Origin of the sequence: Caulobacter sp. UNC358MFTsu5.1, from assembly GCF_000712075.1 — a bacterium.
In the GTDB taxonomy this organism is placed as follows: Bacteria; Pseudomonadota; Alphaproteobacteria; order Caulobacterales; family Caulobacteraceae; genus Caulobacter.
The window spans coordinates 249,633-275,833 of record NZ_JONW01000012.1 but is presented as its reverse complement, the minus strand read 5'-3'; the positions used below and the strand labels follow the sequence as shown (position 1 = coordinate 275,833).

At 69.6% G+C, this 26,201-nt stretch carries 31 protein-coding genes; 13 read left to right on the top strand and 18 right to left on the bottom strand.

Annotation, left to right across the window (positions count from 1 at the left end; genetic code table 11):
* Nucleotides 1-30: 30 nt before the first annotated feature.
* From BR39_RS0123975 to ftsE, 4 genes are read right to left on the bottom strand one after another with little or no spacing between them, the layout of a single operon-like run.
* A complete protein-coding gene (locus tag BR39_RS0123975; RefSeq protein ID WP_029916952.1) occupies nucleotides 31-741 on the bottom strand; it encodes a 1-acyl-sn-glycerol-3-phosphate acyltransferase in 711 nt (236 codons plus the stop codon).
* Nucleotides 738-1,361 (bottom strand): YdcF family protein, encoded by a 624-nt coding sequence (locus BR39_RS0123970; protein ID WP_029916951.1) that lies wholly within the window; start codon nucleotides 1,359-1,361, stop codon nucleotides 738-740. Before BR39_RS0123970 ends, BR39_RS0123975 begins: the two co-directional genes overlap by 4 nt.
* Nucleotides 1,358-2,248 (bottom strand): ABC transporter permease, encoded by an 891-nt coding sequence (locus BR39_RS0123965; protein ID WP_029916949.1) that lies wholly within the window; start codon nucleotides 2,246-2,248, stop codon nucleotides 1,358-1,360. The genes BR39_RS0123970 and BR39_RS0123965 overlap by 4 nt, the downstream gene beginning before the upstream one ends.
* The gene (gene ftsE / locus BR39_RS0123960; protein ID WP_231499547.1) at nucleotides 2,245-3,006 is read right to left on the bottom strand and encodes a cell division ATP-binding protein FtsE; all 762 of its coding nucleotides are present in this window, start codon (nucleotides 3,004-3,006) and stop codon (nucleotides 2,245-2,247) included. Before ftsE ends, BR39_RS0123965 begins: the two co-directional genes overlap by 4 nt.
* A gap of 83 nt (nucleotides 3,007-3,089) precedes the next feature.
* On the opposite strand from ftsE, the gene BR39_RS0123955 reads away from it, so the two are divergent.
* Both BR39_RS0123955 and BR39_RS0123950 read left to right on the top strand, forming a co-directional pair.
* A complete protein-coding gene (locus BR39_RS0123955) occupies nucleotides 3,090-4,022 on the top strand; it encodes an MJ0042-type zinc finger domain-containing protein (RefSeq protein ID WP_029916945.1) in 933 nt (310 codons plus the stop codon).
* Nucleotides 4,023-4,037: 15 nt separating this feature from the next.
* Nucleotides 4,038-4,565 carry a phosphoribosyltransferase gene (locus BR39_RS0123950; RefSeq protein WP_029916943.1) on the top strand — a complete coding sequence of 176 codons (528 nt, stop codon included), beginning with the start codon at nucleotides 4,038-4,040 and terminating at the stop codon, nucleotides 4,563-4,565.
* Here the strand turns inward: BR39_RS0123950 and BR39_RS0123945 are convergent.
* From BR39_RS0123945 to BR39_RS0123935, 3 genes are read right to left on the bottom strand one after another with little or no spacing between them, the layout of a single operon-like run.
* Entirely contained in the window at nucleotides 4,562-4,966 is a 405-nt protein-coding gene (locus BR39_RS0123945; protein ID WP_029916941.1) for a type II toxin-antitoxin system VapC family toxin, read from the bottom strand. The two genes, BR39_RS0123950 and BR39_RS0123945, sit on opposite strands and share 4 nt — an antisense overlap.
* Complete coding sequence (locus BR39_RS0123940) at nucleotides 4,963-5,196, bottom strand: antitoxin (RefSeq protein ID WP_029916938.1); 234 nt, start codon at nucleotides 5,194-5,196, stop codon at nucleotides 4,963-4,965. The genes BR39_RS0123945 and BR39_RS0123940 overlap by 4 nt, the downstream gene beginning before the upstream one ends.
* Nucleotides 5,197-5,255: 59 nt before the next feature.
* Nucleotides 5,256-6,854, bottom strand: coding sequence for a methyl-accepting chemotaxis protein (locus tag BR39_RS0123935; RefSeq protein ID WP_029916936.1), 1,599 nt, complete (start codon nucleotides 6,852-6,854; stop codon nucleotides 5,256-5,258).
* A 281-nt stretch (nucleotides 6,855-7,135) separates the two neighbouring features.
* Between BR39_RS0123935 and BR39_RS0123930 the strand changes: the two genes are divergently transcribed.
* On the top strand, nucleotides 7,136-8,659 hold the full coding sequence (locus BR39_RS0123930) for an arylsulfatase (RefSeq protein ID WP_029916935.1): 1,524 nt from the start codon (nucleotides 7,136-7,138) through the stop codon (nucleotides 8,657-8,659).
* Nucleotides 8,660-8,720: 61 nt separating this feature from the next.
* Here BR39_RS0123930 and lysA read toward each other — a convergent pair whose 3' ends face one another.
* Genes lysA through argH form a run of 3 tightly spaced genes read right to left on the bottom strand, consistent with a single transcriptional unit; the run spans nucleotide 8,721 to nucleotide 11,717 of the window.
* On the bottom strand, nucleotides 8,721-9,986 hold the full coding sequence (gene lysA / locus BR39_RS0123925) for a diaminopimelate decarboxylase (protein WP_029916932.1): 1,266 nt from the start codon (nucleotides 9,984-9,986) through the stop codon (nucleotides 8,721-8,723).
* Nucleotides 9,987-9,996: 10 nt separating this feature from the next.
* The gene (locus BR39_RS0123920; RefSeq protein ID WP_029916931.1) at nucleotides 9,997-10,302 is read right to left on the bottom strand and encodes a hypothetical protein; all 306 of its coding nucleotides are present in this window, start codon (nucleotides 10,300-10,302) and stop codon (nucleotides 9,997-9,999) included.
* Nucleotides 10,299-11,717: an argininosuccinate lyase gene (gene argH / locus BR39_RS0123915; RefSeq protein ID WP_029916929.1), complete on the bottom strand. Its 1,419-nt coding sequence runs from the start codon at nucleotides 11,715-11,717 to the stop codon at nucleotides 10,299-10,301. Before argH ends, BR39_RS0123920 begins: the two co-directional genes overlap by 4 nt.
* Between argH and BR39_RS0123910 the strand changes: the two genes are divergently transcribed.
* The 3 genes from BR39_RS0123910 to BR39_RS0123900 all read left to right on the top strand — a co-directional run bounded on the left by BR39_RS0123910 (nucleotide 11,718) and on the right by BR39_RS0123900 (nucleotide 13,563).
* The gene (locus BR39_RS0123910) at nucleotides 11,718-12,347 is read left to right on the top strand and encodes a TlpA disulfide reductase family protein (RefSeq protein ID WP_029916926.1); all 630 of its coding nucleotides are present in this window, start codon (nucleotides 11,718-11,720) and stop codon (nucleotides 12,345-12,347) included.
* A gap of 190 nt (nucleotides 12,348-12,537) precedes the next feature.
* Nucleotides 12,538-12,741: a cold-shock protein gene (locus tag BR39_RS0123905; protein ID WP_029916924.1), complete on the top strand. Its 204-nt coding sequence runs from the start codon at nucleotides 12,538-12,540 to the stop codon at nucleotides 12,739-12,741.
* Nucleotides 12,742-12,813: 72 nt separating this feature from the next.
* Nucleotides 12,814-13,563, top strand: coding sequence for a GNAT family N-acetyltransferase (locus BR39_RS0123900; RefSeq protein WP_029916922.1), 750 nt, complete (start codon nucleotides 12,814-12,816; stop codon nucleotides 13,561-13,563).
* Nucleotides 13,564-13,566: 3 nt separating this feature from the next.
* Here BR39_RS0123900 and BR39_RS0123895 read toward each other — a convergent pair whose 3' ends face one another.
* From BR39_RS0123895 to BR39_RS0123885, 3 genes are all read right to left on the bottom strand, one after another.
* Complete coding sequence (locus BR39_RS0123895; RefSeq protein WP_029916921.1) at nucleotides 13,567-13,953, bottom strand: YidH family protein; 387 nt, start codon at nucleotides 13,951-13,953, stop codon at nucleotides 13,567-13,569.
* 22 nt (nucleotides 13,954-13,975) lie between these two features.
* A complete protein-coding gene (locus BR39_RS0123890; RefSeq protein ID WP_197026754.1) occupies nucleotides 13,976-14,788 on the bottom strand; it encodes a hypothetical protein in 813 nt (270 codons plus the stop codon).
* A gap of 247 nt (nucleotides 14,789-15,035) precedes the next feature.
* Nucleotides 15,036-16,469, bottom strand: a complete 1,434-nt coding sequence (locus BR39_RS0123885; protein ID WP_029916917.1) for an alpha/beta hydrolase — start codon at nucleotides 16,467-16,469, stop codon at nucleotides 15,036-15,038.
* Nucleotides 16,470-16,635: 166 nt separating this feature from the next.
* Between BR39_RS0123885 and BR39_RS0123880 the strand changes: the two genes are divergently transcribed.
* Genes BR39_RS0123880 through BR39_RS0123870 form a run of 3 tightly spaced genes read left to right on the top strand, consistent with a single transcriptional unit; the run spans nucleotide 16,636 to nucleotide 18,851 of the window.
* Complete coding sequence (locus BR39_RS0123880) at nucleotides 16,636-17,853, top strand: acyltransferase (protein ID WP_029916915.1); 1,218 nt, start codon at nucleotides 16,636-16,638, stop codon at nucleotides 17,851-17,853.
* 34 nt (nucleotides 17,854-17,887) lie between these two features.
* Nucleotides 17,888-18,532, top strand: coding sequence for a hypothetical protein (locus BR39_RS0123875; protein WP_029916913.1), 645 nt, complete (start codon nucleotides 17,888-17,890; stop codon nucleotides 18,530-18,532).
* Between the two features lie 7 nt (nucleotides 18,533-18,539).
* Nucleotides 18,540-18,851 carry a transcriptional regulator gene (locus tag BR39_RS0123870; protein ID WP_029916911.1) on the top strand — a complete coding sequence of 104 codons (312 nt, stop codon included), beginning with the start codon at nucleotides 18,540-18,542 and terminating at the stop codon, nucleotides 18,849-18,851.
* On the opposite strand, the gene gluQRS is transcribed toward BR39_RS0123870, so the two are convergent.
* Together gluQRS and BR39_RS0123860 are read right to left on the bottom strand one after the other, a co-directional pair.
* The gene (gene gluQRS, locus BR39_RS0123865; protein WP_029916909.1) at nucleotides 18,848-19,687 is read right to left on the bottom strand and encodes a tRNA glutamyl-Q(34) synthetase GluQRS; all 840 of its coding nucleotides are present in this window, start codon (nucleotides 19,685-19,687) and stop codon (nucleotides 18,848-18,850) included. The genes BR39_RS0123870 and gluQRS overlap by 4 nt on opposite strands.
* Before the next feature lie 90 nt (nucleotides 19,688-19,777).
* Nucleotides 19,778-20,413: a TetR/AcrR family transcriptional regulator gene (locus BR39_RS0123860; RefSeq protein WP_029916907.1), complete on the bottom strand. Its 636-nt coding sequence runs from the start codon at nucleotides 20,411-20,413 to the stop codon at nucleotides 19,778-19,780.
* A 529-nt stretch (nucleotides 20,414-20,942) separates the two neighbouring features.
* On the opposite strand from BR39_RS0123860, the gene greA reads away from it, so the two are divergent.
* Complete coding sequence (gene greA / locus BR39_RS0123850; protein ID WP_029916905.1) at nucleotides 20,943-21,422, top strand: transcription elongation factor GreA; 480 nt, start codon at nucleotides 20,943-20,945, stop codon at nucleotides 21,420-21,422.
* On the opposite strand, the gene BR39_RS0123845 is transcribed toward greA, so the two are convergent.
* Nucleotides 21,419-22,264 carry a PD40 domain-containing protein gene (locus BR39_RS0123845; protein ID WP_197026753.1) on the bottom strand — a complete coding sequence of 282 codons (846 nt, stop codon included), beginning with the start codon at nucleotides 22,262-22,264 and terminating at the stop codon, nucleotides 21,419-21,421. The genes greA and BR39_RS0123845 overlap by 4 nt on opposite strands.
* A 212-nt stretch (nucleotides 22,265-22,476) precedes the next feature.
* On the opposite strand from BR39_RS0123845, the gene BR39_RS0123840 reads away from it, so the two are divergent.
* The 3 genes from BR39_RS0123840 (at nucleotide 22,477) to BR39_RS0123830 (ending at nucleotide 23,673) form a co-directional block, all read left to right on the top strand.
* Nucleotides 22,477-23,040, top strand: a complete 564-nt coding sequence (locus tag BR39_RS0123840) for an HNH endonuclease (RefSeq protein ID WP_089930049.1) — start codon at nucleotides 22,477-22,479, stop codon at nucleotides 23,038-23,040.
* A gap of 152 nt (nucleotides 23,041-23,192) precedes the next feature.
* Complete coding sequence (locus tag BR39_RS27325; RefSeq protein ID WP_255347309.1) at nucleotides 23,193-23,318, top strand: hypothetical protein; 126 nt, start codon at nucleotides 23,193-23,195, stop codon at nucleotides 23,316-23,318.
* 70 nt (nucleotides 23,319-23,388) lie between these two features.
* Nucleotides 23,389-23,673 (top strand): hypothetical protein, encoded by a 285-nt coding sequence (locus BR39_RS0123830; RefSeq protein ID WP_029916901.1) that lies wholly within the window; start codon nucleotides 23,389-23,391, stop codon nucleotides 23,671-23,673.
* A gap of 6 nt (nucleotides 23,674-23,679) precedes the next feature.
* Here the strand turns inward: BR39_RS0123830 and BR39_RS0123825 are convergent, their stop codons facing one another.
* Nucleotides 23,680-24,213, bottom strand: a complete 534-nt coding sequence (locus BR39_RS0123825; protein ID WP_029916899.1) for a VanZ family protein — start codon at nucleotides 24,211-24,213, stop codon at nucleotides 23,680-23,682.
* Nucleotides 24,214-24,347: 134 nt separating this feature from the next.
* Nucleotides 24,348-26,132, bottom strand: coding sequence for a M1 family metallopeptidase (locus BR39_RS0123820; RefSeq protein ID WP_035018979.1), 1,785 nt, complete (start codon nucleotides 26,130-26,132; stop codon nucleotides 24,348-24,350).
* Between the last annotated feature and the right edge of the window lie 69 nt (nucleotides 26,133-26,201).

Genomic DNA, 26,201 nt, shown 5'->3' with positions numbered 1-26,201 from the left:
GGGGACACGCCACGAGGGCATGTCCCTGGTCTAGAGCCCCTCGTCCTCCAGCGCCTTGGTCGCGGTGTCGATCCGGGTCTGCAGCTCGCGCATGAACTCGCCGCGCTTCAGGCCGGCGGGGATCGGCGGCAGGTATTCGAACACGATCGTGCCGGGCGGGCGCAGGAAACCGCGCGGCCAGTGGACGCCGCAGTTGAGGGCCAGGGGCGTGACCGGCATCTCCAGTTCGCGATAGAGCGCCGCGATGCCGGGCTTGTAGTCGCCGGGCACGCCGACGTCGCCGCGCGTGCCTTCCGGGAAGATCACGACCTGGCGCGTCTCCGTCATGCGCTCGACCGTGTCGCGCACCAGCTTCTTGAGGGCGGTCGAGTGGCCTTCGCGGTCCACCACCACCATGCGCGCCTTCAGCCCGTGCCAGCCGAACAGCGGCACCATCAGCAGTTCCTTCTTCATCACGAAGCAGGCGTCGGGCAGCAGGGCGAACTGGCTGAAGACGTCGAACATCGACTGGTGCTTGGCCGCGACCAGGGCCGGACCGGTCGGCTTGTACTGGGCGCCGCGCACCTCGACCTTGATGTCGGCCAGCCAGCGCAGGGCCCAGATCAGGCCCTTGGACCAGGTCGTCAGCGACCAGGTGTTGAACCGGCGGGGCAGGGGATAGGTCACGATCATGCCGATCGCCCAGACCACCGACCACAGCCAGAAGAACAGCTGGAACAGGAACGAACGCAGATAGATCAAGACGCTTCCTTCGCCGGCTCGGGACCGGCCTTGTCCTTGGGGCCCAGGCTGAGGAACGCCTCACGGCCCAGGATCGCCAGGTATTTGCAGTATTCCACGATCATCCGCCGGGCGCTCGTGCCGCCTTTCCACCAGCGGTGGGCGTTCAGGCTCTCGGTGACGACGGGGTAGGGGTGCAGGGCCACGTCGGGCATGGCCGCGTGCAACTCCAGCATCGAGCGCGGCATGTGGTAGTCGGCCGTGACCACGATCAGGCTGTGATAGTTCTTGGCCTTGGCCCACTCGGCGCTCTCGCTGGCGTTGCCGATGGTGTCGGCGGCCGAGTAGCCCAGGTCGACGCAGCAGTCGTAGATCGGCCGCACGGCCTTGGTCACGCCCAGCACGTCGTCGCGCGAGGCCTCGCGGTTGACGCCCGAGATCAGCAGGCGCTTGCCCTTGCCGGCCTCCAGCAGCTTGGTCGCCTGCTCCAGCCGCACGTTGGAGGCGCCGGTCAGCACCACCACGCCGTCGGACACGGGCGGTTCGGCGGGCGGGGTCGACTGATCGACGCGGCTGGTGAAGGCCAGCAGGCCCACGAACCAGACCATCACCACGATCAGCAGCGCTGCGAAGCTCTTCACGGCATGCCTCTCAACAGGCGCAGGGAGGCGGCGCGGGCCGCGATCCCGGCCACCAGCGCCGCCACCAGCGGACAGGGCAGGGGCGCCAGGAGATCGATCCAGGCCAGCGGCAGGACCGGCGTCAGTCCCTGGCCGCCCCCCACGAGCCGCGCCGCCGCCCCGATCATGGCCGCCCCGGCCCCGCCCAGCAAGCCGGCGAAGAAGGCCATGCCCGCGAAGCGGTTCTGGAACAGGTTGGCGATGAAGCCGTCCTCGGCGCCGGACAGGTGCAGGACCTCGACGATGTCGTGCCGCGCGGTCAGGGCGGCGCGGGTGGCGAAGACGATCACGGCGGCCGCCGCCGTGGCGATCAGGGCGAACACCCCGATGGCGGCCCAGCCGGCCAGGCGGGCCGCGTGCTCGATATCGGCGATCCAGCGGCTGTGGTCGTCGACCACGGCGTCGACATTGGCGTCCTTCAGGGCCTTGGTCAGGGCGGCCGCGGTGGCCGGGGCCTTTGGGTCGAGGTCCAGGGTCACCAGCCGCGGCACGGGCAGGTCGGCGATCAGGGCCTCCCGGCCGATCCACGGTTCCAGTAGCGCCTCGGCCTTGTCCTTGGGCAGGGCGCGGGCCTCGCTGACGCCCTTGACCCCCGACAGGGTCTCGGCGGCGCGGGCGGCGGCGCTGTCGGGGCTTTCGCCGGCGCGGGGGCGGACCACCACGGTGGCCGAGCCGGTCAGCTGGGCGGTCCAGCCGGTGGCGGCGCGGGTCGAGGCGATCGCGGCCAGGGCCGTCAGGCAGGCCAGGAAGCACAGCACGGCCACCACGAACACCAGAGACCCGTCGCGGGCGTCGCGCGGCGGCAGCAGCTGGCCCGGCCTCCAGCGGGCGACGACGAACTCGCTCACGCCTCGTCCTCCTCGCCGTAGTCGTCGTCCTCGTAGGCGTAGGGCGGGTCCGGCTCCTCGTCGGCGAACTCGACCAGGCGGCCCTGCTCCAGGTGCAAGGTGGGGCGGTTGGCGCGGGCGACCAGGTCCTCGTCGTGGGTGGCGATCAGCACGGTGGTGCCCAGGCGGTTCAGTTCGACGAACAGCCGCAGCAGGCGCAGCGACATGGCCGGGTCGACGTTGCCGGTCGGCTCGTCGGCCAGCAGCACGTCGGGCCGGTCGACCACGGCGCGGGCGATGGCCAGGCGCTGCTTCTCGCCGCCCGACAGGGTGGCGGGCAGGGCGTGCATGCGGTCGCCCAGGCCCACCCACTGCAGCAGCTCGGCCACGTCGTCGCGATAGCTGGCCGGCTTGCGGCCGCCGATGCGCAGCGGCAGGGCGGCGTTGTCGAACACCGACAGGTGGTCCAGCAGGCGGAAGTCCTGGAACACCACCCCGATCCGGCGCCGCACGAAGGGCAGGTCCTCGGGCCGGGTCAGGCTGATGTCGCGGCCGAACAGCTCGACGCGACCCCGTGACGCACGGTGGGCCAGGTAGATCAGCTTGAGCAGCGAACTCTTTCCGGCCCCCGACGGTCCGGTGAGGAAATGGAAAGACCCTGGGTGTAGGGTAAACGTGAGATCGCTGAGGGTTTCCGGCCCGCGTCCGTACCGCATCGAAACACCTTCGAAGCGGACGACAGGGACGGCGCCGCCATCCTGGACGTCATCGATGCGCAAGGGTGTGTCGCTGGGTCGTGTGGACATGGCTGGCAAAATCGGCGACCTCGTTTGTAGGAGCGGGGAGCGTCCGATTCGCGGCCATGATACTGACCTGTCCCGAGTGCGCTAGCCGCTATTTCGTCGACGATTCCAAGGTTGGTCCCTCGGGTCGTACGGTGCGCTGCGCGTCGTGCGGCGCCCGCTGGACCGCGCGGAACGAAGACGACCTCGACCTGTTCGAAGAACCCTCGGCGGCCGACCTGGCCGCGGCCGAGGTGCTGGCCAAGCTGGAAGCCCAGAACGCCGCCGACGATCCCGAGACCCCCGTCGACCAACTGCCGGGCGAGGAACTGCCCAAGGTGTTCCGCGCGCGCGCCGACGCCGAGCGCCGCCTGAAGGAAGCCAAGACCACCGGCATCATCTGGGGCGGCATGGTCGCGGTCATGGTGCTGCTGCTGGTGGCCGCCGGCGTGTTCCGCATGAACGTCGCCCACCTGTGGCCCAGCACGGCCGGCGCCTACGCCTTCGCGCGGATGCCCGTGAACAATGTCGGCCTGGTGGTCGAGGACCTGAAGGCCGAGCCGTCGATGCAGAACGGCCATGCGGCGATCACCATCACCGGCGTCATCCGCAACATCACCGACCACCCGGTGTCGACGCCGCCACTGCGGGTGGCTCTGCTGAACAAGCACGAGAAGCGCGTGGCCGGGCAACTGGCCGCCGCCGCCGATCCGCTGATCCCGCCCAGCCAGACCCGGCACTTCGCCGTGACCCTGCTGGATCCGCCCCGCACGGCCAACACCCTGGAGATCGGCTTCGCCCTCGAGCCCGGCGCGGCCAAGCATGCCGGGCCGGCGGGCCATGTCGAGAAGGTCTCGAACCCCGAGGCGCCGTCGCTGCGCGGCGCCCAGGACCAGCCGGCGGAGCTGGCGGCGGGCGGGCAACCGTCGGTCGACGACGCGCAAGGGGCTGGACACGAGCCCCCAGGTCATGAGACCGGAACGGTCGAACCGGCCCCGGCCGACCATCATTGACCAAGAAATCCTGAAATGACCGAACGCCCCGCCCCCGAAGTCCTGATTTCTCAGGAGGAAATCGCCGAGCGGGTGGAAGCCCTGGCCAAGGCCATCGCCCCGCGCATCGACAACGACACCGTCGTCGTCTGCCTGCTGACGGGCGGACTGTGGTTCGCCGCCGACCTGACGCGCGCCCTGTGGCGCGCCGGCCGCGACGTGCGCTTCGACGCCCTGTGGCTGGCTTCCTATCACGACGAGCGCAAGAGCTCGGGCCGCTGCGAGGTCCGCGCCGACCTGCAGCGTCCGCTGGTGGGCCGCCGCGCCCTGGTGGTGGACGATGTGCTCGACACCGGCCTGTCGCTGGGCGAGGCCGCCAAGCTGGTCAAGGACGCCGGCGCCAGCGAGGTGCTGACCGCCGTCTTCGCCCGCAAGCCGTGGGACAAGCCGCGCATCGAGCCCGACTTCATCGCCTGGGAAGCCCCGGCCCGCTACCTGGTCGGCTACGGCCTGGACGACGAAGGCAAGAGCCGCGGCCTGCCGTACGTCGGGGCGCTGGACTAACGTAACCAGTTCTCGATCGTTAGGTCTTCGACTCGGGAGAACTCTCGCTCGTTGTCGGTGACCAGGATGCATCCGCTCGCCAGGGCGTGAGCCGCGATCAGAAGGTCATTGCCGCCGATTGGCGCGCCATTCCGCTCAAGATGGGCTCGCAGCCAGCCGTAAATATGATCGGCTGGCGGCGTCAGCGGCAGAATCTCGATCGCGGCGAGCACTTGTTCCAACTGGCGGGTCAGGCGCTCGGAGCCTCGCTTGGCGGCCCCGAACCGCAGTTCGGCGGCGACGATCACGCTCGTGCAGATATCGACCTCGCCGACCTCCTGCAGGCGACTTGCGACCATGCCGCTCGGATTGCGCACCAAGTCCGATAGGATGTTGGTGTCCAGGAGGCGGAGTGCGCTCACAGATCGACGGGCTCGGGAGCCGGATCGTTGATCGGGGCGAAATCGTCTTCAATGGGCTCCAGCGAGGCCAGGACCGCCAATAGCGAGCGCTTGGGGGCGGGCTCCAGGATCAGACGGTCGCCATCCTTGCGCAGGATGGCCTCGTCGCCCGGAAGTTCGACTTCACGAGGGATGCGGACAGCTTGATTGCGGCCGTTGCGGAACAGTTTGACGTGCTTCTCGTAGCCCATGGCGAAAGCTCCGGCCTATGCCGTAGCATAGGCCAAATGCCGCCTTCCCGCAAATCACGCTAGGCCGCCCGCCGCTGGCTCGCTGAATCCTTCCGCCCCACGTCGAAGATATCCACCCGCGCCGACAGCTCCCGGCTCTCGACCTGCAGGGTCTGGGCCGCGGCGGTGGTTTCCTCGACCATGGCGGCGTTGCGCTGCACCACGCGGTCCATCTCCGCCATGGTGGTGTTGACCTCGCCCAGGCCCTGGGCCTGGTCCTGGGCCGAGCGGGCGATGGCGGTGACCTGCTGGTCGATCTTGGCCACCACTGCGACGATCCGCTGCAAGGCCTCGCGGGTGCGCCCCACGCGCTCGACGCCGGCCGCGACCTGGGCGCCGGACTCGTTGACCAGGCCCTTGATCTCCTTGGCCGCGTCGGCCGAGCGCTGGGCCAGGGCGCGGACTTCCTGGGCGACGACCGCGAAGCCGCGACCGGCGTCGCCGGCCCGGGCGGCCTCGACCCCGGCGTTCAGGGCCAGCAGGTTGGTCTGGAAGGCGATCTCGTCGATCACGCCGATGATCTGGCCGATCTTGCCGGACGAGGCCTCGATCAGGGTCATGGCCTCGACCGCCTCGGTGACCACCGGGTCCGAGCGCTCGACCTCGGCGCGGGCGCTGGCGGCGGCGGCGTTGGCCTGGTGGGCGCCCTCGGCGGTGGAGCGCACGGCGGCGGTGATCTGGTCCAGGGCGGCGACGGTCTCGACCAGGCTGGCGGCCTGCTGCTCGGTGCGGTCGGCCAGTTCGTCGGTGGCGCGGGCCATGTCGGCCACGCCGGCGCCCATGGTGGCCGCGTTGCCGGTGATCTCGCGCATCGCCGCCTGCAGCTTCTCCATCGCGCCGTTGAAGTCGTCGCGCAGCGGCTCGTAGCGCGTCGCGAAGGGCTGGGTCAGGCGGCAGGTCAGGTCGCCGCGCGACAGGCGGGCCAGGCCGGTGGCGACCGTATCGACGACCAGGGCCTGTTCGGCTTCCAGCGCGGCCTTCTGTGCGGCCTGTTCGGCGTTGTCGGCGTCGCGGGCGGCGCGGGCGGTCTCGGCGGCGGCGTTGGCGGCGTCGGCCTCGCGCGCGGCGGTCAGGGCCTTGTCGGTGCGGGCGCCGACGGTGACGAACAGGCGCGAGACGCTGGCCGTCAGCCAGATCAGCGACCAGGCCGTGACCAGCGTGACCCCGGCGTTGAAGGCGATCCGCAGGGGCGTCACCGCGCCCAGCATCAGCAGGTTGGGCGCGACGATCGACGCGCCGACGTCGATGGCCACCACGCTGGCCGCGCCGACCGCCACCACCCGCCAGTCGCCATAGGCCACCAGCAGGGCCAGGGCGGCCAGATAGGCCATGCGCGCGTCGGTCTGCCAGGCGTGGCCGGAGAAGGCGGCGACGAACAGGGTCACCTGGCCGGCCAGGCTGATGGCGGTGGAGATCCGCTGGGCGGCGCTGTCACGCCAGATGGCGAAGCCGCCCCAGGCCAGCGCGCCCAGGCCCACCGACCCGAGCGCCAGGCCCAGGATCGGGCCGCCGGCGAACAGGCGGGCCGCCGGCACGATCAGGATCATCGCGGCGATGCAGGCCAGGACCAGATGGCCCCCGACGCGGCGCTGGGCCTCGATGCTGTCGAACTCGACCATGTGTCGACTCCACTACCAAACTCGGTCGCGAGGTTTGGGCGGCGGAGGTTAATCCCCTGTAACAAGTAGGGGCTTTGTGGCCTAGGTACGAATACCTAGGCTATGGCAGGGGTGCGGACATTTGCGTCGCCCCCGTCCCATATCGAACACCGACCGGCCCGGTGGGTAGTTCTCGGAGCCCTCCGGGTTTCGCCTGATAGGAACATCCGAACAGCCTCGCCGTAATCGCGACCGCCGGTCTCTCCCGGCGCAAGCGATCATCCGAGCGAGGAGGCCCGCCCATGCCGAGCCAAGCCAAGCGTCCCAACATCCTGGCCATCATCGCCGACGACCTGGGTTGGTTCGAGGTCAGCGCCTATCACCGGGGCGTCATGGGCACGAAGACGCCCAATATCGACCGGATCGCCAAGCAGGGCGCCCTGCTGGTCGACGCCTACGCCCAGGCCAGCTGCACCGCCGGCCGCGCCGCCTTCATCACCGGTCAGCTGCCCATCCGCACCGGCCTGACCACCGTGGGCATGCCGGGCGCGCCCCAGGGCCTTCAGAAGGAGGATCCCACCCTGGCGGAGCTGCTCAAGCCGCTCGGCTACATGACCGCCCAGATCGGCAAGAACCATCTGGGCGATCGCAACGAATACCTGCCCACCGTTCACGGCTTCGACGAATTCTACGGCAACCTCTATCACCTCAACGCCGAGGAAGAGCCCGAGCAGCCCGACTACCCCAAGGATAACCAGAAATTCAAAACCCTCTTCGCGCCGCGCGGCGTGCTGGAGTGCAAGGCGACCGACACCGACGACCCGACCGTCGACCCCCGCTTCGGCCGGGTCGGCAAGCAGACGATCAAGGACACCGGCCCGCTAACCCGCAAGCGGATGGAGACGGTCGAGGACGACCTGCTGGCGCACTCGCTGGACTTCCTCGATCGCGCGGCGGCGACGGGCAAGCCGTTCTTCCTCTGGCACAACACCACCCGCATGCACGTCTGGACCCGGCTGTCCGAGCGCTGGGCGGGCAAGACCGGGCTGGGCGTCTATGCCGACGGCCTGATGGAGCTGGACTGGGTCGTGGGCGAGTTGCTGAAGAAGCTCGACGACCTGGGGATCGCCGACGACACCATCGTCGTCTTCACCAGCGACAACGGCGCCGAGAAGTTCAGCTGGCCCGACGGCGGCACCTCGCCGTTCCGGGGCGAGAAGGGCCTGGGCTGGGAGGGCGGCTTCCGCGCGCCCTTCCTGATCCGCTGGCCGGGAAACATTCCCGAGGGCCAGGTGCTGAACGGCATCTTCTCGCTGGAGGACGTCGTGCCGACCCTGATGGCGGCGGCCGGCGAGCCCGAGATCAAGGACAAGCTGCTGAGCGGCCACCAGGCCGGCGACAAGACCTTCAAGGTCCATCTCGACGGCTACAACCAGCTTCCCTACCTGACCGGCCAGGCCGAGGACTCGCCGCGCGAGGAGTTCTTCTACTACGGGGAGCAGAACCTGTTCGCCGTGCGGTTCCGCGACTGGAAGATCCACTTCGCGCTGAAGGACGACTGGTTCGCCGGGACCTTGCGCACGCCGACCGTCCCCCAGCCCGTCAATCTGCGCAACGACCCGTTCGAGCAGCACATGGACGCGCCCTACTACCCGATCTATGTCGGCGAGAAGCTGTGGACGGTCATGCCGGCGGCCTACCTGCTCCAGGTGCATGCGGCGACGTTCACGGACTTCCCGCCGCGCCAGGCCCCGGCCGGCTTCAGCGCCACGGACATGCTGGGCAAGGTCCTCCACGCAGCCGCGTCGGGCGTGGGGAACAGCTAGGCAGGTCGCGGCGCGCGATGTCCGGCGGGGTCGCCCTTGAGTCCTCCTGGGCCGAGGGCGCCTACACCCAGTCCGGCGGCACGTCCCGGCCCAGCATCTCCTCGTACGAGGGACGGGCCCGGATCACGGCGTACTTGTCGCCGTCGACCAGCACCTCGGGCACCAGCTGGCGGGTGTTGTACTCGCTGGCCATGGCCGCGCCGTAAGCCCCGGCCGACATGAAGGCCACCAGGTCGCCTGTCGCCAGCGGCGGCAAAGCGCGATCACGTGTAAACGTGTCGCCCGTCTCGCAGACGGGCCCGACCACGTCGTAGACGGCCTCGCCGGCCCGCTTGGTCACGGGACGGATGTCGTGGAAGGCGTCGTACATGGCCGGACGCACCAGGTCGTTCATGGCCGCGTCGATCACCAGGAACTTGCGGCCTTCCGGGCGCTCGTGGACGTGGATGACTTCCGAGACCAGCACGCCGGCGTTGGCGGCGATGACGCGGCCCGGCTCGAAGGCCAGGGTCACGGGCAGGCCCTGGGTGACCTCGCCGACCATCTTGGCGAACTCGGCCGGCGAGGGCGGTTCGGGGTGGTTGAAATAGGGCACGCCCAGGCCGCCGCCCAGGTCCAGCCGCTCGACGTGCAGGCCTTCGCCCAGCAGTTGCTCGACCAGGCCCCGCATCTTGGTGAAGGCCGCGCGCATCGGCGCGAGATCGGTGATCTGGCTGCCGATGTGGCAGGCCACGCCGATCGGTTCGAGATTGGCGTTGTTGCTGGCGTTGGCGTAGAGGCGCGCGGCCTCGGCGAACGAGACGCCGAACTTGTTCTCGGACTTGCCGGTGGCGATCTTGGCGTGGCCGCCGGCCGCGACGTCCGGATTGACCCGGAACGCGACCTTCGCCTTCAGGCCCAGACCGGCCGCGACGTCCGCGATCAGGTTCAGCTCGGGCTCGGACTCGACGTTGATCTCGGCCACGCCGGCCCGCAGGGCGAAGGCGATCTCGCCGCGCTTCTTGCCCACGCCCGAGAACACGATGCGCTCGGCGGGGATGCCGGCGGCCAGGGCGCGGCGCACCTCGCCCTCCGACACGGTGTCGGCGCCGGCGCCCAGCTTGCCCAGCACCTTCAGCACCGCGACGTTGGAATTGGCCTTCACCGCGTAGGCGACCAGCGGGTCGACCACCCCGGCCGCCAGGAGGGCGTCGCGGAACACCGTGAAGTGCCGCTCCAGGGTGGCGCGGGAATAGACATAGACCGGCGTGCCGACCTCGGCCGCGATGCGCGCCAGGGGGACGCCTTCGCAGGCCAGGCCCTCCGGGCCGTATTCGAAATGGTTCACTTAAGAAGGCCTAGTTGGGCTGCGAGCTGGGGAAGCCGGCGCCGGAGGGGCCGCCGAAGGGGTCGGACTGGGTGCCGCCCAGCGGCGCGGCGCGGGTCGTGCGGTTGCTCGACGCCGGGTCCATGTTCTCCTGGGTGCCGTTGGCGCGGGCCGGCTGGTTGGCCGTGGCGGAACCCTTGCGGCGCTCGGCCTCGTAGGCCGCCTTCTTCTGGGCGTTCCACAGCGGGGCGGGACGCTCCAGCTCGGCCTGCTTGCCGCAGGCGGCGGCGGTCAGGGCCAGGGCGGCGACGGTCAGGATAGTGACGGGGCGGATCATCCGAGCAGTTCCTTCCAACGCGCGATCTGGGCGCGGACCTGGGCGGGAGCGGTCCCGCCATAACTCATGCGGCTGGCCGCCGAGGCGGCCGGGGTCAAGACGGCGTAGACCGCGTCGGTGATCCGCGGCTCGATGGCCTGGAACTCGCCGAGCGACAGGTCCGCCAGGTCGACGCCTTTGGTCTCCGCGGCCTTCACGGCCGAGCCTGTCACGTGGTGGGCGTCACGGAAAGGCATGTTCAGCTCGCGGACCAGCCAATCGGCCAGGTCGGTGGCCGTCGAGAAGCCCGCGCCGGCGGCGGCGGCCATCTTCTCGGTGTTCGGGGTCAGGTCCGACACCATGCCGGCCATGGCCAGCAGGGAAAGCTCCAGGGCGTCGAAGGCCTCGAAGGTCGGGACCTTGTCCTCCTGCATGTCCTTCGAATAGGCCAGCGGCAGGCCCTTCATCACCACGGTCAGGGTGGTGAGCGAGCCCAGGATCCGGCCGACCTTGGCGCGGATCAGCTCGGCCGCGTCGGGGTTCTTCTTCTGCGGCATGATCGAGCTGCCGGTCGTGAAGGCGTCGGTCAGCTTGATGAAGCCGAACATCGGCGTCGTCCACAGCACGATCTCCTCGGCCAGGCGCGACAGATGCATGGCGGCGATCGAGGCGGCCGACAGGGCCTCCAGGGCGAAGTCGCGGGCCGAGACGCTGTCCAGCGAATTGGCGGTCGGGCGGTCGAAGCCCAGGCTGGCGGCGGTCTGATGGCGATCGATGGGGAAGGGCGAGCCGGCCAGCGCCGCGGCGCCCAGCGGGCACTCGTTCATCCGGGCGCGAGCGTCGCGGAAGCGCGAGGCGTCGCGGCCGAACATCTCGACATAGGCCATCAGGTGGTGGCCGAAGGTCACCGGCTGGGCCGGCTGCAGGTGGGTGAAGCCCGGCATCAGGGCGTCGGCATGGGCCTCGGCCTGGGCGATCAGGGCGCGTTGGAGCGCCTCCAGCTGGCCGGCCGAACGCTCGCAGGCCTCGCGCACCCACAGGCGGAAGTCGACGGCCACCTGGTCGTTGCGCGAGCGGGCGGTGTGCAGGCGGCCGGCCGTCGGGCCGATCAACTCGCGCAGCCGCGCCTCGATGTTCATGTGGATGTCTTCGTATTCGTCGCGGAACGGGAAGGCCCCGGCCGTGATCTCGCCCTCGATGGCGTCCAGGCCCTTGAGGATTTCCTCGCCGTCGGCGCTTGCAATCACGCCCTGGCTGATCAACATCCGCGCATGGGCGCGGGAGCCCGCCAGGTCCTGCGCCCACAGGCGCTTGTCGAAGCCGATGCTGACGTTGATCGCCTGCATCAGCTCCGCCGGCTTGGCCGAGAACCTTCCGCCCCACATGGCTTGGCCCTGGCCGTTGGCGGCGGGCTTATCGGAGGCGTTGTCGGTCATATGAGCCAATTCCAGTCGGAAAGAGACGAAGCCGCGCGCAAGCTCGGCCCGCTGAAGTGGGTGATCGGCGCCGCGCTGCTGATCGGCGTCGCGGCGGTTCTATACGTCATCGCTCAGGCTTCGTTCAAACCCGCAGGCGCGCTCGACCTCAACGAATTCAAGAAAGCGTCCTTAGCAAAGCTGGACGTGCCGGCCCAGCCGCGCGCCGCGCCGGCCACGGTGTTCACCGACGGGGCCGGAAAGCCCCACACCCTGGCCGATTTCAAGGGCCAGGTGGTGGTCATGAACCTGTGGGCCACCTGGTGCGCGCCCTGCAAGAAGGAGATGCCCACCCTGGCCCGGCTGCAGGGCGCCTACGCGACCCAGCCGCTGAAGGTGCTGCCGATCAGCGTCGACCGCGACAGCGACCTCAACCTGGTCCAGGCCGAGATGGCCGCCAATCCGCCGCTGCAGGTCTATCGCGACCCCGGCTACAAGCTGTCGTTCGAGCTGGACCCGCGCGCCCAGGGCTATCCGACCACGGTCCTCTACGACAAGCAGGGGCGCGAGCGGGCCCGGCTGGCGGGACCGGCCGAGTGGGACAGCCCCGAAGCCCGCGCCCTGGTCGAGGCCCTGCTGCGCGAACACTGACCGCAGACGGGTGAAAACCCGTGGCGCACGCCCAGGAATATCCGTGTTTTTTGAATTGACCCCTCAACGGGGGCGTGTCCACTGTGCCGTGCAATCCTGGATTTGGGCCCGCGAACCGCTACCCGGACGACTGAGATTGTTACCGCCCGCTTGTCCGGGCATTGGATCGGCTATCTCTAGGAGACACTCCATGGCGACCGGCGTGGTGAAATGGTTCAACGGCACCAAGGGCTTCGGCTTCATCCAGCCCGATGACGGCGGCAAGGACGTGTTCGTCCACATCAGCGCCGTCGAGCGGGCGGGCCTGCGCGGCCTGGACGAAGGCCAGAAGGTCAGCTTCGACACCGCCGAGGAGCGCGGCAAGATCGCGGCGTCCAACTTGAAGCCGCTCTAGGTTCCCGCCTCTACGCGAATTTGAAGGGCGCCGGTTCCAACGAGCCGGCGCCCTTCTGCTATTGATGAGTCGATGACCGTCGATCCCCGCTTCCTCGAAATCGTGGCCGATCGCGCCTGGCCGGCGCGCCAGAGCGGGGCCCTGGGCGGCTGGCGGCTGAACGCCTCGGACGGTTGGTCGCTGCGCATCAACGCCTGCTGGCCGCTGGGCGAGCCCGACCGGCCCATCGACGAGGCCATCGCGGCCACCGAGGCCTTCTACGCCGCGCGCGGCCTGCCGGCCCGGTTCAAGCTGTCGGACGGGGCGGTGGTCCCGGCCAACCTCTCCGAACACCTGCGCGCCCGCGGCTACAGGCCCACCCACGGCACCCTGGTGATGGTGGGCGAGACCGGGGGGACGATCGCGGGCGCCGCGGACCTGGCCGTCACCCTGTCGCACGCGCCCGATCCGGCCTTCGAGGCCGTGCTGACCGCCAGCGCCGCCGGCAACGCCGCCGACGCCCGCGAGCGCCTGGACGCCCTGTCCCGCATCCCCGCGCCGGCCCGCTTCGCGCGGCTGGAAGTCGAGGGCGAGGTGGCGGCCCTGGGCGCCGGCGCCGTCGATGGCGAGTGGGCGGGGATCTTCGGCATGCGCACCCTGCCGGCGCACCGCCGCAAGGGTCTGGCCAGCCGGGTCCTGGCGGCCCTGCTGCACGAGGCCGCGACCCTGGGCGCGCGGCGCGCCTACCTGCAGGTCGAGGCCGACAACGCCCCGGCCATCGCCCTGTACAGCGGCCTGGGGTTCGTGCCGGCCTACGGCTATCGCTACTGGGTGGTCGAGTAGGGCTCAGACGGCCCGATCTATGATCGCCAGGAACAGGGCGACACCGGCGAGCGCCAGCAGCAGCGACATGGCCAGCACCGAACGGCCCAGGCGGAAGGCCTCGGTCTTGCGCACGTGCCTGACCGTGATCCAGTAGTCGATCACGCCCATGACCATGGCGGCCGTGCCCATGGCGACCAGGAACAGGCCCACCTTCTGCGGGCTTTCCGGACGCGCCAGGGACCCCGCCTTGGCGGCGGTCTCCAGGAACTTGTAGATCGTGAAGCCGAAGCTGAGCATCGACAGCGAGGTGCGCAGCCAGGCCATCAGGGTCCGGTCGGCCGCCAGCACCGTGCGCACGGCGCCGAGGTCGGAGGGCAGGACAGGGCGGGATCCCGGGGGCTCGGTCATGGCTGCTTTTCCGCGCGCGGCTCTATTTCGGATAGAGGAAGGTGGCGATGAACCGCAGGCCCCATTCCGGACCGACGCCGTCCTGGGCCGCGTAGGCCCGCACGCCGCCGCCCAGCGACACCCTCTGCTCGCCGAACTTGTAGACGTGGGTGACCGTCAGGTTGATCGGCACGGTCCAGCCCTTGGTCTTCCAGTTGTAGCTGCTCTCGGCGTTGATCCCGTAGGTGGTCGTGGCCTTGTCGGTGTAGCTGAAGAAGGGCTGGATGAAGGTCTGGCTGACGTCCGGCCGGTCGTGGTCGCCGGCGTCGGCGAACGACCAGATGTGGTTGGCCAGCACGCCGTAGGTGTAGCCGTGCTCCTGCTTGAGCAGCAGGGCGGTGGGGCCGGCGCCCCATTTCTTGGTCCCCAGGTCCGACTCGCCCGTCGGCCACAGCACGGCGGGCCCGACCGCCCAGACCAGGCCGTTGTGCTCGGCCTTGGGCGAGATGAAGAAGCTCTGGGTGGTGTCGCTCAGGCCGAACGCCGTGTCGTCGCCCGGATAGGCGTGCTCCTTCTTCACGATGGGCACGATGGTGCGGACGATCAGGTTCCAGTCCTGGTTCAGCGACAGCGGGATCACCGGCTGGACGTTCAGGGTGTAGCGCCCGCCGTCCTCGGGGCCGTAGCAGCAGTCGTAGTTCTGCTGGAACGGCACGCTGATCAGGTTCGAGACCGGGTTGTTCAGCTTCTTGGCCAGCTCGACGTCGCTCTCATGGGCATGGGCCAGGAGGGGGGAGAGGCAGCAGGCGGCCGCGGAAATGGCGAGCGCCCAACGGCGGGATCGACGCTGTTCCACGATACGCTCTCCACCCGGCGCCTGTTGGGCCGGATGGGACTATCCGGTCGGGGATCGGAGCGCGCCATGGTGCGGAACCCCCATCGGTCGGCTGGAAATTCCCGGAGGGCGGAGACGCGTCTCTGACGGGGACATGCCCTTGGGCGTGTCCCCAGATTTCGCGCCGAGCCAGGCGGTTGGGGACACGCCGCAAGGGCATGTCCCCGTCGCTGCGGCGGATAAGTCACTGATATAAAGAGATAAGTCTTTATTCCCCGAGGTCGAACACGAACTTGTCGTGCTCCGGATGCAGGCAGCTCTGGTCGATCGGGGCGGTCGGGTCGGCCAGGAAGCCGCGGATCATCTTGCGCGCGCAGGTGCTGCCGCGCGACACGCCGTGGGTGGCGTTGGGGATGATGGTCAGCTGGCCCTTGGAGAAGCGGCTGACCGCCGCCTTGGCCACGGAGGGCGGGCAGCCGGGGTCGATCTCGGCGGCCAGGAACAGGGTCGGGATCGCGCTGGAGACCGGCTGGGCCTCGACCGGATCGGGCGCGCCGACCGGATAGGCCTTGCAGACGGTGAAGAGGCGGCCGAACGACTTCTCGGTCAGGCGGCTGACCACGTCGCGCTGGGCGCCGGCGCGGGTCGCCGCCTCGCTCTCGAACGGGAACTCCTCCTTGCACAGGTGGGTGAAGAACTGGGCCTCTCGATAGCCGGCCCCGGCGCGGGTGTCGTCCAGGGCCGACAGGTCGCCGGCCGCGAACTTGGCCACGGTGGCGGGCAGGGCGCGGGCGTCGGGGCCGCTGTAGGCGGCGTCCATCAGAAAGCCGCCCAGCAGGTCGGCGGTGTAGGTCTGGCCGTTCTGGACCACGGGGGCGGCCAGCAGCTTGGCGGCCACGCCGTCGAGGTCGGCGCCCGGATGCGGATACTTGGCGTTGCAGGCGGCGTCGGTGGCGCAGCGCTTGAAGATCTCCTTCACCGCGTCGGACACCATCTCCGGCCCGCCCTCGGCCCACTTGGCTTCGGGCGTCCAGGGCGAATCCAGCACCACGGCGCGCACGCCGGCCGGGTCGTGCTTGACCACGGCCAGGGCGATGCGGGTGCCGTACGAGACGCCCATCAGGTCGATCTGCTTGAGGCCCAGGGTCTTGCGCAGGTCCTGGATGTCCTTGACCACCTCCTCGGCGTTGTAGCGGGAGAGGTCGACACCCGACTCCTTCAGGCGCTGGGCGCAGGCGATCGCCTGCTGGGCGGCCGCGTCGCTCAGCGGACCGGCGTCGTTGAGGGCCAGGGTCCCGCAGTCGAGCAGGGGCTGGGCCACGCCGCCGCCGCGCTGGTCGAAGAAGATCCAGTCCTGGTCGACCGCCACCAGTTCGCGGCCGCTGACGCTGCGCAACAGCCGGCCGACGCCCTCCACCAGGCCGCCGCCGGGGCCCCCGTGCAGATAGACCACCGGGACCGCGCCGGGCTTGGGGGCGCTGGCCTTGACGATGGTCACGGGAAGCGAGACGCGCCGCGTGCCGGGCCCGCCCCGGGTCTCGTCGACGGTCAGGGTCCCGCACTCGATCTTGTTCGTGACGCCCGAATAGTCGCCGGCGCAGGCGCCCGGAGTGAACTTGGGTTCGGCGGCGTGGGCCGAGCCGGCCACGGCCAGGGCGGCGAACGCGCCGGACAGGGCGGCGCCCCAGATCATCTTGCTCATGTGAATCCCGTCGTGCTGAAGCCCCGCAGTGAGCATGACGGCGGGGAGGGGGCAAGGGTGTCGGACGGCGCGCGCCCGCATTCATGTCGCGCAACGATGTTCGATCAACTAGTTTACAAAACAAACAAGTTGATGCACGGTCCGGCCATCGCAACGGAGCCCGGCCATGCACGCGCCTCTGAAATCCCTGGAGACCCCGGCCCAGGCCGGTTCCGTCGTCCGAAACGCGCCCGTCGGCGCGATGCGGGCCTTCCTGACCCTGCTGGTCGTCGCCCACCATGCGGTACTGACCTATCATCCGTACGCGCCGCCGCCGAAGGCGTTCGGGGCCCCGCCGATCCTGTGGACCGCGTTCCCCGTGGTGGACCCTCAGAGGTTCGCCGGCTTCGGCCTCTTCACCCTGGTCAACGACATCTTCTTCATGTCGGCGATGTTCCTGGTTTCGGGGCTGTTCGTCGCCGAGAGCCTGAAGGCCAAGGGGACGGGCGGCTTCCTGAAGGGCCGGGCGCTGCGGCTGGGCGTCCCGTTCGTGATCGGGACGGTGCTGCTGGCGCCGCTGGCCTATTTTCCGGCCTGGCTGCAGTCGGGCGGGACGCCGTCGCTGGGCGCCTATGTCCAGGCCTGGACCCACCTGCCGTTCTGGCCCAGCGGCCCGGCCTGGTTCCTGTGGGTGCTGCTGGCGTTCGGCGCGGTCGCGGCGGCGCTGGACGCCCTGTTCCCCCGTCTGATCCCGGCGCTGGGTCGCTGGACGCAAGGCGCCGCGCGGCGCCCGGGTCGCGCCTTCCTGCTGCTGATCGCCGCCAGCGCCCTGGCCTATGTGCCGCTGAACATGGTGCTGCCGTTCGGCCATTGGACGACGGAGGGGCCGTTCACGGTCCAGACCGGCCGCATCGGCCATTACCTCGTCTATTTCCTGGCCGGCCTGGCGTTCGGGGCGGCGGGCGTCGGCCAGGGGCTGACCGATCCGCAGGGCGCGCTGGCCCGACGCTGGTGGGCGTGGCAGATCCTGCCCGTCCCGGCGGTGATCGCGGCGATCGCGGTCTTCATCGTCGCCTTCTCGCCCAACCCGCCGCCCAAGCCGGTGCTGGACGTGGTGGGCGGCCTGGCCTTCGTCGTGGCCTGCGCCAGCCTGACCTTCGCGGTGACGGCCGTGTTCCTGCGCTTCGCGCGCAAGACCAGGCCGGTCGGACGCAGCCTGCAGGCCAACGCCTACGGCATGTACCTGACCCACTACGTCTTCACCGCCTGGCTGGGCTGGCTGCTGTTGCCCCAGGCCTGGGGCGGGCTGGCCAAGGGGCTGGTCGTGACCGCCGCCGCCATCGCCCTCAGCTGGCTGCTGACCCTGGCCCTGCGACGCCTGCCGCTGTTGGGACGAATCCTGTGACCGGCCATGATGCGCAAACGAGGGGACCTTGCCCATGAACGACAAGATCAAGTCCGTGCAGGACGACCTGGCCTTCCTGCGGACCCTGGCCGAGGGGCGGGGCGAAGGCGGGATTGGCGTGGCCGGCGGCGCGCTCTACGGTTCGGCGGGGCTGATCTACGGCCTGGAGTGCCTGGGTCACTACGCCCAGGCGATCGGGGCGCTCCGCATGCCGGTGGCGGGCAATCTGGCCCTGGCCTGGGTTCCGACGCTGATCTTCCTGGTCCTGATGACCGTGGTGATCGTGGTCGATCGCAAGCGTCCGACCCACGGCGTGGCCAATCGGGCCGTCAACGCGGCCTTCCAGGGCGCGGGGATCGCCAACCTGACGCTGGTCGTGATCTTCGCCGCGGCGGCCACGCGCAACCACGATTTCCGCTACTGGCTGTTCCATCCGGCCGTGGTCTTCGTGCTGCAGGGCGCGGTCTGGTACGTGATCTTCATGCTGCGCAAGAAGCTGTGGACGGCGTTGGTGTCGATCGGATGGATCGGGGCGGGCCTGGCCATGGGCCTGCTGATCGATCGCCCGGACCTCTTCCTGCTGGTGGCCACCCTGGGGCTCTTCGCCCTGATGATGGTTCCGGGCTTCTGGATGATGCGCCAGGCCCTGCGCCAGAGCGCCGTGACGGCGGCGGCCTGAGGCGAGCGTGAGCGGCAGGTTCGACATCAGCGGATTGGACGACGTCATCCACGGCCGGGTGCGGCTGGGGATCGTCGCCTATCTGGCCAGCGCCGAGGTGGCGGACTTCACCGAGCTGAAGGACCTGCTGGAGGTGACCCAGGGCAATCTCTCGGTCCACCTGCGCAAGCTGGAGGACGCCGGCTACGTGGCGATCGACAAGAGCTTCGTCGGCCGCAAGCCGCTGACCCGGGTCCGGCTGACCGACGAGGGGCGCGCGGCCTTCGGGGTCTATCTGAAGGCGATGAGCCAGCTGGTGGATCAGGCCGGCGGCGGTTAGAGGCCCATCTCCGCCCGCAGCTGCTTGGGCGTCACGCCCGCCGCCCGCAGCTCGCGCAGGGTCTGGGCCTTGTCGCGCTTGGCGTAGCGCCTGCCGTCGGGACCGACCAGCAGGCGGTGGTGGCGGTAGGTCGGGGTCGGCAGGTCCAGCAGGGCCTGCAGCAGGCGCTGGATGTGGGCGGCCTCGAACAGGTCCTGGCCGCGGATCACGTGGGTGATCCCCTGCAGGGCGTCGTCCAGGACCACGGCCAGGTGATAGGCCACGCCGACGTCCTTGCGGGCCAGGACGATGTCGCCGGCGGTCTCGGGGCGGGCGTGGATCAGGCCGGTCTCGCCGTCGGGGCCCGCGCCCTCCTCGACGAAGGCCAGGCCGTCGAAACTGCCCAGGGCGCCGCGGGCCGCGTCCAGCGACAGCCGCCAGGCGAAGGCCTCGCCGCGCTCCAGCCGCGCGGCCTCCTCGGCGGGCGGCAGCGGGCCGCCGACGAAGGGCCTGGCCGGCTCGTGCGGGGCGCGGCCGATGTCCAACTCCTTGCGGGTGCGGAAGCAGCGATAGACCAGGCCCTTCTCGCGCAGCACGTCGATGGCGCGGTGATACTCGGCCAGGTGCTCGGACTGGCGGCGGACGACGCGTTCCCACGTCAGGCCCAGCCAGGCCAGGTCCTCCAGGATCGAGGCCTCGAACTCGGGCCGGCTGCGGGTGGCGTCGATGTCCTCGATCCGCAGCACGAAACGGCCGCCCTCGGCCTGGGCGGCGTCGAAGGCCGTCAGGGCCGAGAACGCGTGGCCGCGATGCAGATGGCCGGTCGGGGAGGGGGCGAAGCGGGTGGCGAAGGTCATCTCCTCACCCGTAGCGGAACGTACGGGGGAGGTGGCTCGGCGCGCAGCGACGAGACGGAGGGGGCGTGCGGCGTTCGCCGATCAACAGATTCAGGCCTGGTCGAGCTTGGCGAACATGCCCAGATGTTCGAACACGCCGCGCAGGAAGGCCTCCTCGCCGCCCAGGGCCTCCTTCAGCGGCGCGAACTGCTTGAAGCTGATCATCTCGGCCAGGCCGTGGCCGGCGCACCAGGCGGCGATCGTGGCCAGCTCCAGGTCGATCGGCGAGGCCGTGCCGCCGCTGCGCTCGTCGATGGTGTTGCGCACCTGGCAGTAGGCGCCTTCTTCCTTCATCTGGTCGGGCAGGGCGTCCTTGTCGCGCGAGCAGTCGTACATCACGCGATAGAGGGCGGGGTTGTCGCGGGCGAAACAGACATAGGCCACGCCCAGGCTGGTCATCCGCTCCTTGCTGTCGACGGACTTGGCCCGCGCTTCGGTGAGGGCGGCGTCCAGGGCGTGCCAGCCTTCGTGGGCGACGGCGTCCAGCAGCTCGCCCTTGTCCTTGAAGTGGTGGTAGGGCGCGGCCGGGCTGACGCCCGCCTCCCGCGCCACCGCCCGCAGCGACAGCGCCGCCGGCCCCTCGGTCTCGAGGATGCGACGGGCGGCCTCGACCAGGGCGCGGCTGAGGTCGCCATGGTGGTAGGGGCGGGCTTCGGACGGCGCCAAGGAGGAGGGAGTCTGTGTCATCTCCGACACTGTAACCGTTCCTGTTCAAAAATCCATCCTAACGGCGTAAAGATTCATCTTGACGTCGTTCAGATAGATGTTATCTAAGCACTGTCCAGATCGGGCTCGGTCTGGAACGGGGGCGGCCTTCTCGATCACCGCGCCTCGCAACCCAAACTCAAGGATGTGTGTGATGACCAATACCGTCTTCGCTTTCGAAACCGCTCTCGACCGCATGGCCGTGGGCTTCTTCCTGGCCGCCGCCGTCGGCGTCGCCGCCGCCCTGATCGGCATCGCGATCTAAGCTCCGGTAGCGTTTGTGGCCGACGGGACCCAGCGGATCCCCACGCCGTCCCGCCGACACGATCGCCGCCGCCAGGAACCCGCCTGAAGTGTTCGAAGCCGCCCGCGCTTGCCCGCCGGCGGCTTTTGCGTGTCTTGATCCCGCGACGCGGGGCGCTTACGTCCGATCTTCCTGTCGCGGAACATCCCGCCGCGGGCCGGATTTTCCAGACATGACGCTTAGCTTCCCTTCCGCCGAGACGCGGCCATGAGCGTCGCCTTCACCAAGGAAGGCGACAGCGAGGCGTTCGCCGCCGACCTGCTGGACCGTCCGATCTCGCCGCATCCGAACCTGGTCACGGCCGACGGCCTGGCCGAGATCGAGGCGGCGCTCGCCGAGGCCCGCGCCGCCTACAGCGCCGCCCAGGCCGGCGGCGACGTCGCCCAGGACCGCACCGCCATGGCCCGCGCCACCCGCGACCTGCGCTACTGGTCGGCCCGCCGCGCCAGCGCCCAGCTGCGCGAGCGCGATCCGTCCGCCCAAGGCCTGCAGTTCGGCGACACCGTCACCTTCGACCGCGAGGACGGCCGCCGCCAGACCTTCCGCATCGTCGGCGAGGACCAGGCCGACCCCGCCAACGGCTCGGTGTCCTACGTCTCGCCGGTGGCCCGGGCCCTGCTGGGCAAGGGCGTCGGCGACACCGCCATGGTGGCCGGCGGCGAGGTGGAGATCATCGCCGTCGCCTAGGGCGTCGGGGCGGGAGCCTCGAAGATGTCCATCCGGCCCGGACCCAGGGCCGGGCAGTAGGCCGAATAGAACAGCACGCCCGGCCGCCTGGGATCGACGGCGGGTCCGTTGTTGATCGCCTCGGAACAGTTGATCGGCGCGGCCAGGACCTTGCGCGGGCCGAACCGCCCGTCGTCGCCGCGCCGGGCGCTGTTCAGCGTCACGCGGGTTTCGGCCTTCAGGTCGCCCGAGCTGAACACCAGGGTGCGGCCGTCGGCCAGGAAGGTCGCGTCGAAGTCGTCCAGCGGGCCGTTGACCTCGGGCCCCAGGCCGCGCACCGGGGCGTCGCCCGCCAGCTCGCCCTCGAACAGGTCCTGCTTGCCCAGCCCGCCGTGGCCGTCGGACGAGAAGATCAGCCGCCCGTCGGCGGTGGGGGAGGGCGCCCATTCGTCGCCGGGCGTGTTGAAGCGCGGACCCAGGTTGCGCGGCGTTCCGAACGCCCCGGTCGCCGGGTTGCGGTCCACGGCGTAGAGGTCGTCGCCGCCCTGGCCGCCCGGGCGGTTGGAGAAGAAATAGACCGTCCTGCCGTCCGGCGAAAAAGCCGGATCGAAGTCGTTGTCGGGCCCGTCGAACGACACCGCCTCGGGCCTGGACCATCCCGCGCCGTCGCGGCAGGTCTGCAGGATGCGCCAGGGCGTCTTGGGGGCGCCGATCGACCCCCACAGCACGCATCGGCCGTCGGGGCTGAAGGCGGGCCGGACCTCGGTGTCGGGCGAATCGACCACGCCGGGCAGCAAGGGAACAGGCGGTCCGGACGCCAGAAGACCGGCCAGGACGATCGCGGCGACGGCGGGTGGCGGCATGGCGAAGACTCCCCAAGGTCCGTCGCCGACCATAGCCGCGATCGTTCACGCGCCAAGCGCAAGGATGTCTTGGTTCTGTCGTCGAGTTGGCTCATCCTTTCCATGCGTTCGGGAATGAATGGCGATTCCCGAGAACGCGCAGGAAGGAGGCCCGTCTTCAGTCCGACCGCGTATCCGCTTCATCGGAGCCCGTGCCGCTCCAGAGGGAGGCCCTGATGCAGGTGCTGTCCCGTCCACCGTCCGGCATGCCGGCGCTTGTCCTCAACGCCGACTATCGGCCCCTGAGCTACTATCCCCTGTCCCTCTGGCCCTGGCAGGAGGTGATCAAGGCGGTGTTCCTTGAGCGTGTCGACGTGGTCTCGACGTACGACCACGTGGTTCACTCGCCCTCGTTCGAGATGAAGCTGCCCAGCGTGGTGTCGCTGAAGCAGTACGTGCCGCAGGATCGTCCGCCGGCCTTCACCCGCTTCAACCTGTTCCTGCGCGACGGGTTCTCCTGCCAATATTGCGGTTCGCCCGACGAACTGACCTTCGACCACGTGATCCCCCGCTCGCGCGGCGGCCGGACCACCTGGGAGAACATCGTCACCGCCTGCGCGCCCTGCAATCTGCACAAGGGCGGCCGCACGCCGCGCGAAGCCGGCATGCATCCGTTCCACACCGCGCGCCGGCCCAGCATGCACGAGCTGCAGGATCGCGGTCGCCGGTTCCCCCCGGGACACCTGCACGCCAGCTGGCTGGACTACCTCTACTGGGACATCGAGCTGGAAGCCTAGACCGCGACGACACTGAGTCGCGAAAATGTCTACAAAACAAAGCTTTGTGGCTCTGCTTGCATCGACTCGCCGCTGGGCGGACCCCAAGGACGGGGGCCGTCCAGTGGGAGGGTTCGATGCTTGCCAGTTCTTCGACGCCTTCGAGGCTTTCGATGCTTTCCGGTCCGACGCTTCACGAGCACGGACACGCCCTGAGCGTCAAACGTCGCCTAAGATGGCTGATGGCCGCCATGACGCTGGCCAACGTGGTCCTGTGGACCGTGGTGTTCGGGCTCTAGGGCGCAACCCGGGCGCCCGCTCACGGGTTCTATCCCCAACGCCTTCGGGCGAAAAATCGGGAGAGACCCCATGATCTTTGGCCATAAAAAAGAAGAAACCGGCCGCCACTTCACGCACGGCACCAGCGCCTCGACGGCCGACATGGCCAGCGACGGCAAGGTCCGGCACGAGGACAAGCACTTCGACGCTCCCCATTCCCGCGAGGCCGAAACCCCGCTGGCCGAGGGCGAGAAGCACGATCAGCTGGCCGAGAAGGTCGAGTGCTCGGAGAGCCGTCAGGAAGCCCTGCTGGACGAGGGACTGGAAGAAAGCTTCCCGGGCAGCGACCCGGTCAGCGTCAAGCGCATCACCTGACGCGGCTCAGGCCTGGCGCGGGAAGCGTCGGGCCGCCCGGCTGGCGAAGCCGCCGGTCGAGCGTTCGGCTTCCGCCTCGGCGGGAGGCGGGAAGGCGGCCTGGATCACCGGCGCCAGGCGGCGCGCGCCCCGACGGCGATCCTGGGCGGCGATCTCGGCGAAGGTCGCCGCGCCCCGTTGGCGGGCCATGGCGCGCAGGCCTTCGATGTGGCTGGCCAGATAGATGACGGCCACGCCGGCCGTGTCGGCCAGCAGGTCGCCGATCGAGGCGCTGCGGTCGGCGGTGAACAGTTGGGCCGCCTCGACGCTGGCGCCCAGCAGGATCGCGGCGACGGCCAGGTCGTTGCGGCGCATGCGGGGGAAAGCCACGAACGAGACGGCGAGCAGGCCGCCGAAGGCCAGGGCGTGGGCCGCCTTGTCGCTCAGGCCGAACACCTGCTCCAGACCCGGCCAGGGACCCAGCATCAGCACCGCGGCGGTCAGGGCGCCGACCACCAGGACGGCGCGGGCGGTGGTCACGACATGGTTGGGCGTCAGCATCGGCTTCCTGGCTCGCTACGAGCCCAAAGCCTTAGGGCGCCTTGGCCTACAAGCCGTGAAGGAACAGGGTCAACGGAAGATGACCAAGGCCCGCCGCGCCCCGGATTCCGGGAGCGGCGGGCCCGCGGCGTCCGTTATTTCTTCGCCGGGGTCTTCTTGGCGTCCTCGGCCTTCTTCGCCTCGGCGGCCTTGGCCGCGTCGTCGGCCTTCTTCCAGGCCGCGTATTCTTCCAGATAGGGCTGGCGGCGCAGGATCTTGGAGGCCGGATCGACGATCACCGGCACGGCGTCGCCCACCTTGACGCGGCCGGTGTTGTCGCTCATCGGCGCGGTGACGATCTTGTCGCCGACCTTGACCTCGACCGGCATCGGGAAGGCCTTGCCCGACGGCGTCTTCCAGCTCAGCACCAGGTCGTCGCCGTCACGCGTGGTCAGCAGTTCCGGCAGCTTGGCCTGATAGAAGTAGGCGTCGAAGAACCACTGGTAGTCCTTGCCCGTCACGTCGTTGACGATCTTGATGAAGTCCTTGGTCGTGGCGTAGCGCGGCGCGAAGTTGCCCGGCTTGGGATCGGGGCGGCCATAGACCAGGGTCCGCACCGACTTGAAGAAGGCCTCGTCGCCGATCGTCGCGCGCAGGGTGTGCATGACGTTGGAGCCCTTGGCGTAGATGTCGTTCGCCGGGCCGCCCTCGGGCTTGTAGACCTGATCTTCGGTCATCACCTTGTCGGAGACGATCGGGAAGGCGTTCTTGGACTGCACGCGCTGGGCGTTCAGGCGGGTCATGTATTCCATGTCGCCGTGCAGCCATTGCGAGAACAGCGGCTGCATGTAGCTGCCCAGGCCCTCGTGGATCCACATGTCGTCCCAGTCGACATTGGTCACCTGGTTGCCGAACCATTCGTGCGACAGCTCGTGCTGGAACAGCCAGTCGTAGCCGTAGACGTCCTTTTTGTACTCGTTGCCGTAGGCGTTCATGGTCTGGTGTTCCATGCCCAGGTGCGGGGTCTCGACGACGCCCAGCTTCTCGGACCGGAACGGGTAGGGGCCGATCATCTGCTCGAAGAAGTCGAGCGTGGTCGGGAACTCGGCGAACAGGGCCTTGGCCTTCGCCGGATCGTCGCTCTTCAGATACCAGTACTCGATCGGGAAGCTGTCGCCGAACCGGCTCTTGTAGGTCGCTTCCAGCTTGTCATAGGGACCGACATTGACCGCGACGGCGTAGGTGTCGGGCTGCTTCTGGCGCCAGTGGAAGGTGCGCCAGCCGTCCTTCTCCTGCACGTCCACCAGCACGCCGCCGGCCGGGGCCGACAGCGGGGCGGGCACGGTCACGTAGAAGTCGACCAGCAGCGGCTCGCCGGTCGGGAAGTCGATGCACGGCCAGAACAGGTCGCAGCCGTCGCCCTGCACGGCGCTGGCGATCCAGGGCTCGCCGGTCGGGGTGGTCTTCCAGACGAAGCCGCCGTCCCACGGCGCCTTTTCGGCCTCGTGCGGCTGGCCGGCGTAGCGGATCTGGACGGTCGTCTTGGCGCCGGCCTGGATCGGGGCGGCGAGGTTGATGGTCAGCCGGCCCTCGGGGTTGGTCCAGGTCGCGGGCTTGCCGTCGACCAGCAGGGCGCTGACCGTGAAGTTCTTGTCGAAGTCCAGGACGATGCGGGGCAGGGCGCTCTTGACCGCCAGGGTCAGGGTGGCGTCGCCCTCGATCGACTTGGTCTTGGGGATCACCTTCAGCTTCAGGTCGACGTGCTCGATCGACACCGCCGCTTCCTCGGCGGGCATCTGGCCGCCGGTGCCCAGGGTCAAGGCGGTGGTCGGCGTCGGCTTGGGCGGATTGACCGGAGTCGCGGCGTGAACCGCGCCGGCCAGCGCCAGCAACGAAACGGCGCACAGGGCCGCGGCCCGGCGGTGAAACTGGATAGGCAAAGCGAAACTCCCCTCGCAACGCGTTTTCTGGGCGACATGGGTAAGCTCGGCCACGCACGCCGCCAAGCG

Bases quoted from the DNA above. Each gene is read 5' to 3' on its own strand.
- BR39_RS0123930 (WP_029916935.1), top strand. From the start codon at position 7,136: ATGCCGAGCCAAGCCAAGCGTCCCAACATCCTGGCCATCATCGCCGAC.
- BR39_RS0123955 (WP_029916945.1), top strand. From the start codon at position 3,090: ATGATACTGACCTGTCCCGAGTGCGCTAGCCGCTATTTCGTCGACGAT.
- BR39_RS0123825 (WP_029916899.1), bottom strand. From the start codon at position 24,213: ATGCTGACGCCCAACCATGTCGTGACCACCGCCCGCGCCGTCCTGGTG.
- BR39_RS0123845 (WP_197026753.1), bottom strand. From the start codon at position 22,264: ATGCCGCCACCCGCCGTCGCCGCGATCGTCCTGGCCGGTCTTCTGGCG.
- BR39_RS0123885 (WP_029916917.1), bottom strand. From the start codon at position 16,469: ATGAGCAAGATGATCTGGGGCGCCGCCCTGTCCGGCGCGTTCGCCGCC.
- BR39_RS27325 (WP_255347309.1), top strand. From the start codon at position 23,193: ATGCTTTCCGGTCCGACGCTTCACGAGCACGGACACGCCCTGAGCGTC.
- BR39_RS0123940 (WP_029916938.1), bottom strand. From the start codon at position 5,196: ATGGGCTACGAGAAGCACGTCAAACTGTTCCGCAACGGCCGCAATCAA.
- BR39_RS0123920 (WP_029916931.1), bottom strand. From the start codon at position 10,302: ATGATCCGCCCCGTCACTATCCTGACCGTCGCCGCCCTGGCCCTGACC.
- argH (WP_029916929.1), bottom strand. From the start codon at position 11,717: ATGACCGACAACGCCTCCGATAAGCCCGCCGCCAACGGCCAGGGCCAA.
- BR39_RS0123860 (WP_029916907.1), bottom strand. From the start codon at position 20,413: ATGACACAGACTCCCTCCTCCTTGGCGCCGTCCGAAGCCCGCCCCTAC.
- BR39_RS0123880 (WP_029916915.1), top strand. From the start codon at position 16,636: ATGCACGCGCCTCTGAAATCCCTGGAGACCCCGGCCCAGGCCGGTTCC.
- BR39_RS0123910 (WP_029916926.1), top strand. From the start codon at position 11,718: ATGAGCCAATTCCAGTCGGAAAGAGACGAAGCCGCGCGCAAGCTCGGC.
- BR39_RS0123905 (WP_029916924.1), top strand. From the start codon at position 12,538: ATGGCGACCGGCGTGGTGAAATGGTTCAACGGCACCAAGGGCTTCGGC.
- BR39_RS0123895 (WP_029916921.1), bottom strand. From the start codon at position 13,953: ATGACCGAGCCCCCGGGATCCCGCCCTGTCCTGCCCTCCGACCTCGGC.
- BR39_RS0123830 (WP_029916901.1), top strand. From the start codon at position 23,389: ATGATCTTTGGCCATAAAAAAGAAGAAACCGGCCGCCACTTCACGCAC.
- BR39_RS0123935 (WP_029916936.1), bottom strand. From the start codon at position 6,854: ATGGTCGAGTTCGACAGCATCGAGGCCCAGCGCCGCGTCGGGGGCCAT.
- BR39_RS0123875 (WP_029916913.1), top strand. From the start codon at position 17,888: ATGAACGACAAGATCAAGTCCGTGCAGGACGACCTGGCCTTCCTGCGG.
- gluQRS (WP_029916909.1), bottom strand. From the start codon at position 19,687: ATGACCTTCGCCACCCGCTTCGCCCCCTCCCCGACCGGCCATCTGCAT.
- BR39_RS0123950 (WP_029916943.1), top strand. From the start codon at position 4,038: ATGACCGAACGCCCCGCCCCCGAAGTCCTGATTTCTCAGGAGGAAATC.
- BR39_RS0123900 (WP_029916922.1), top strand. From the start codon at position 12,814: ATGACCGTCGATCCCCGCTTCCTCGAAATCGTGGCCGATCGCGCCTGG.
- greA (WP_029916905.1), top strand. From the start codon at position 20,943: ATGAGCGTCGCCTTCACCAAGGAAGGCGACAGCGAGGCGTTCGCCGCC.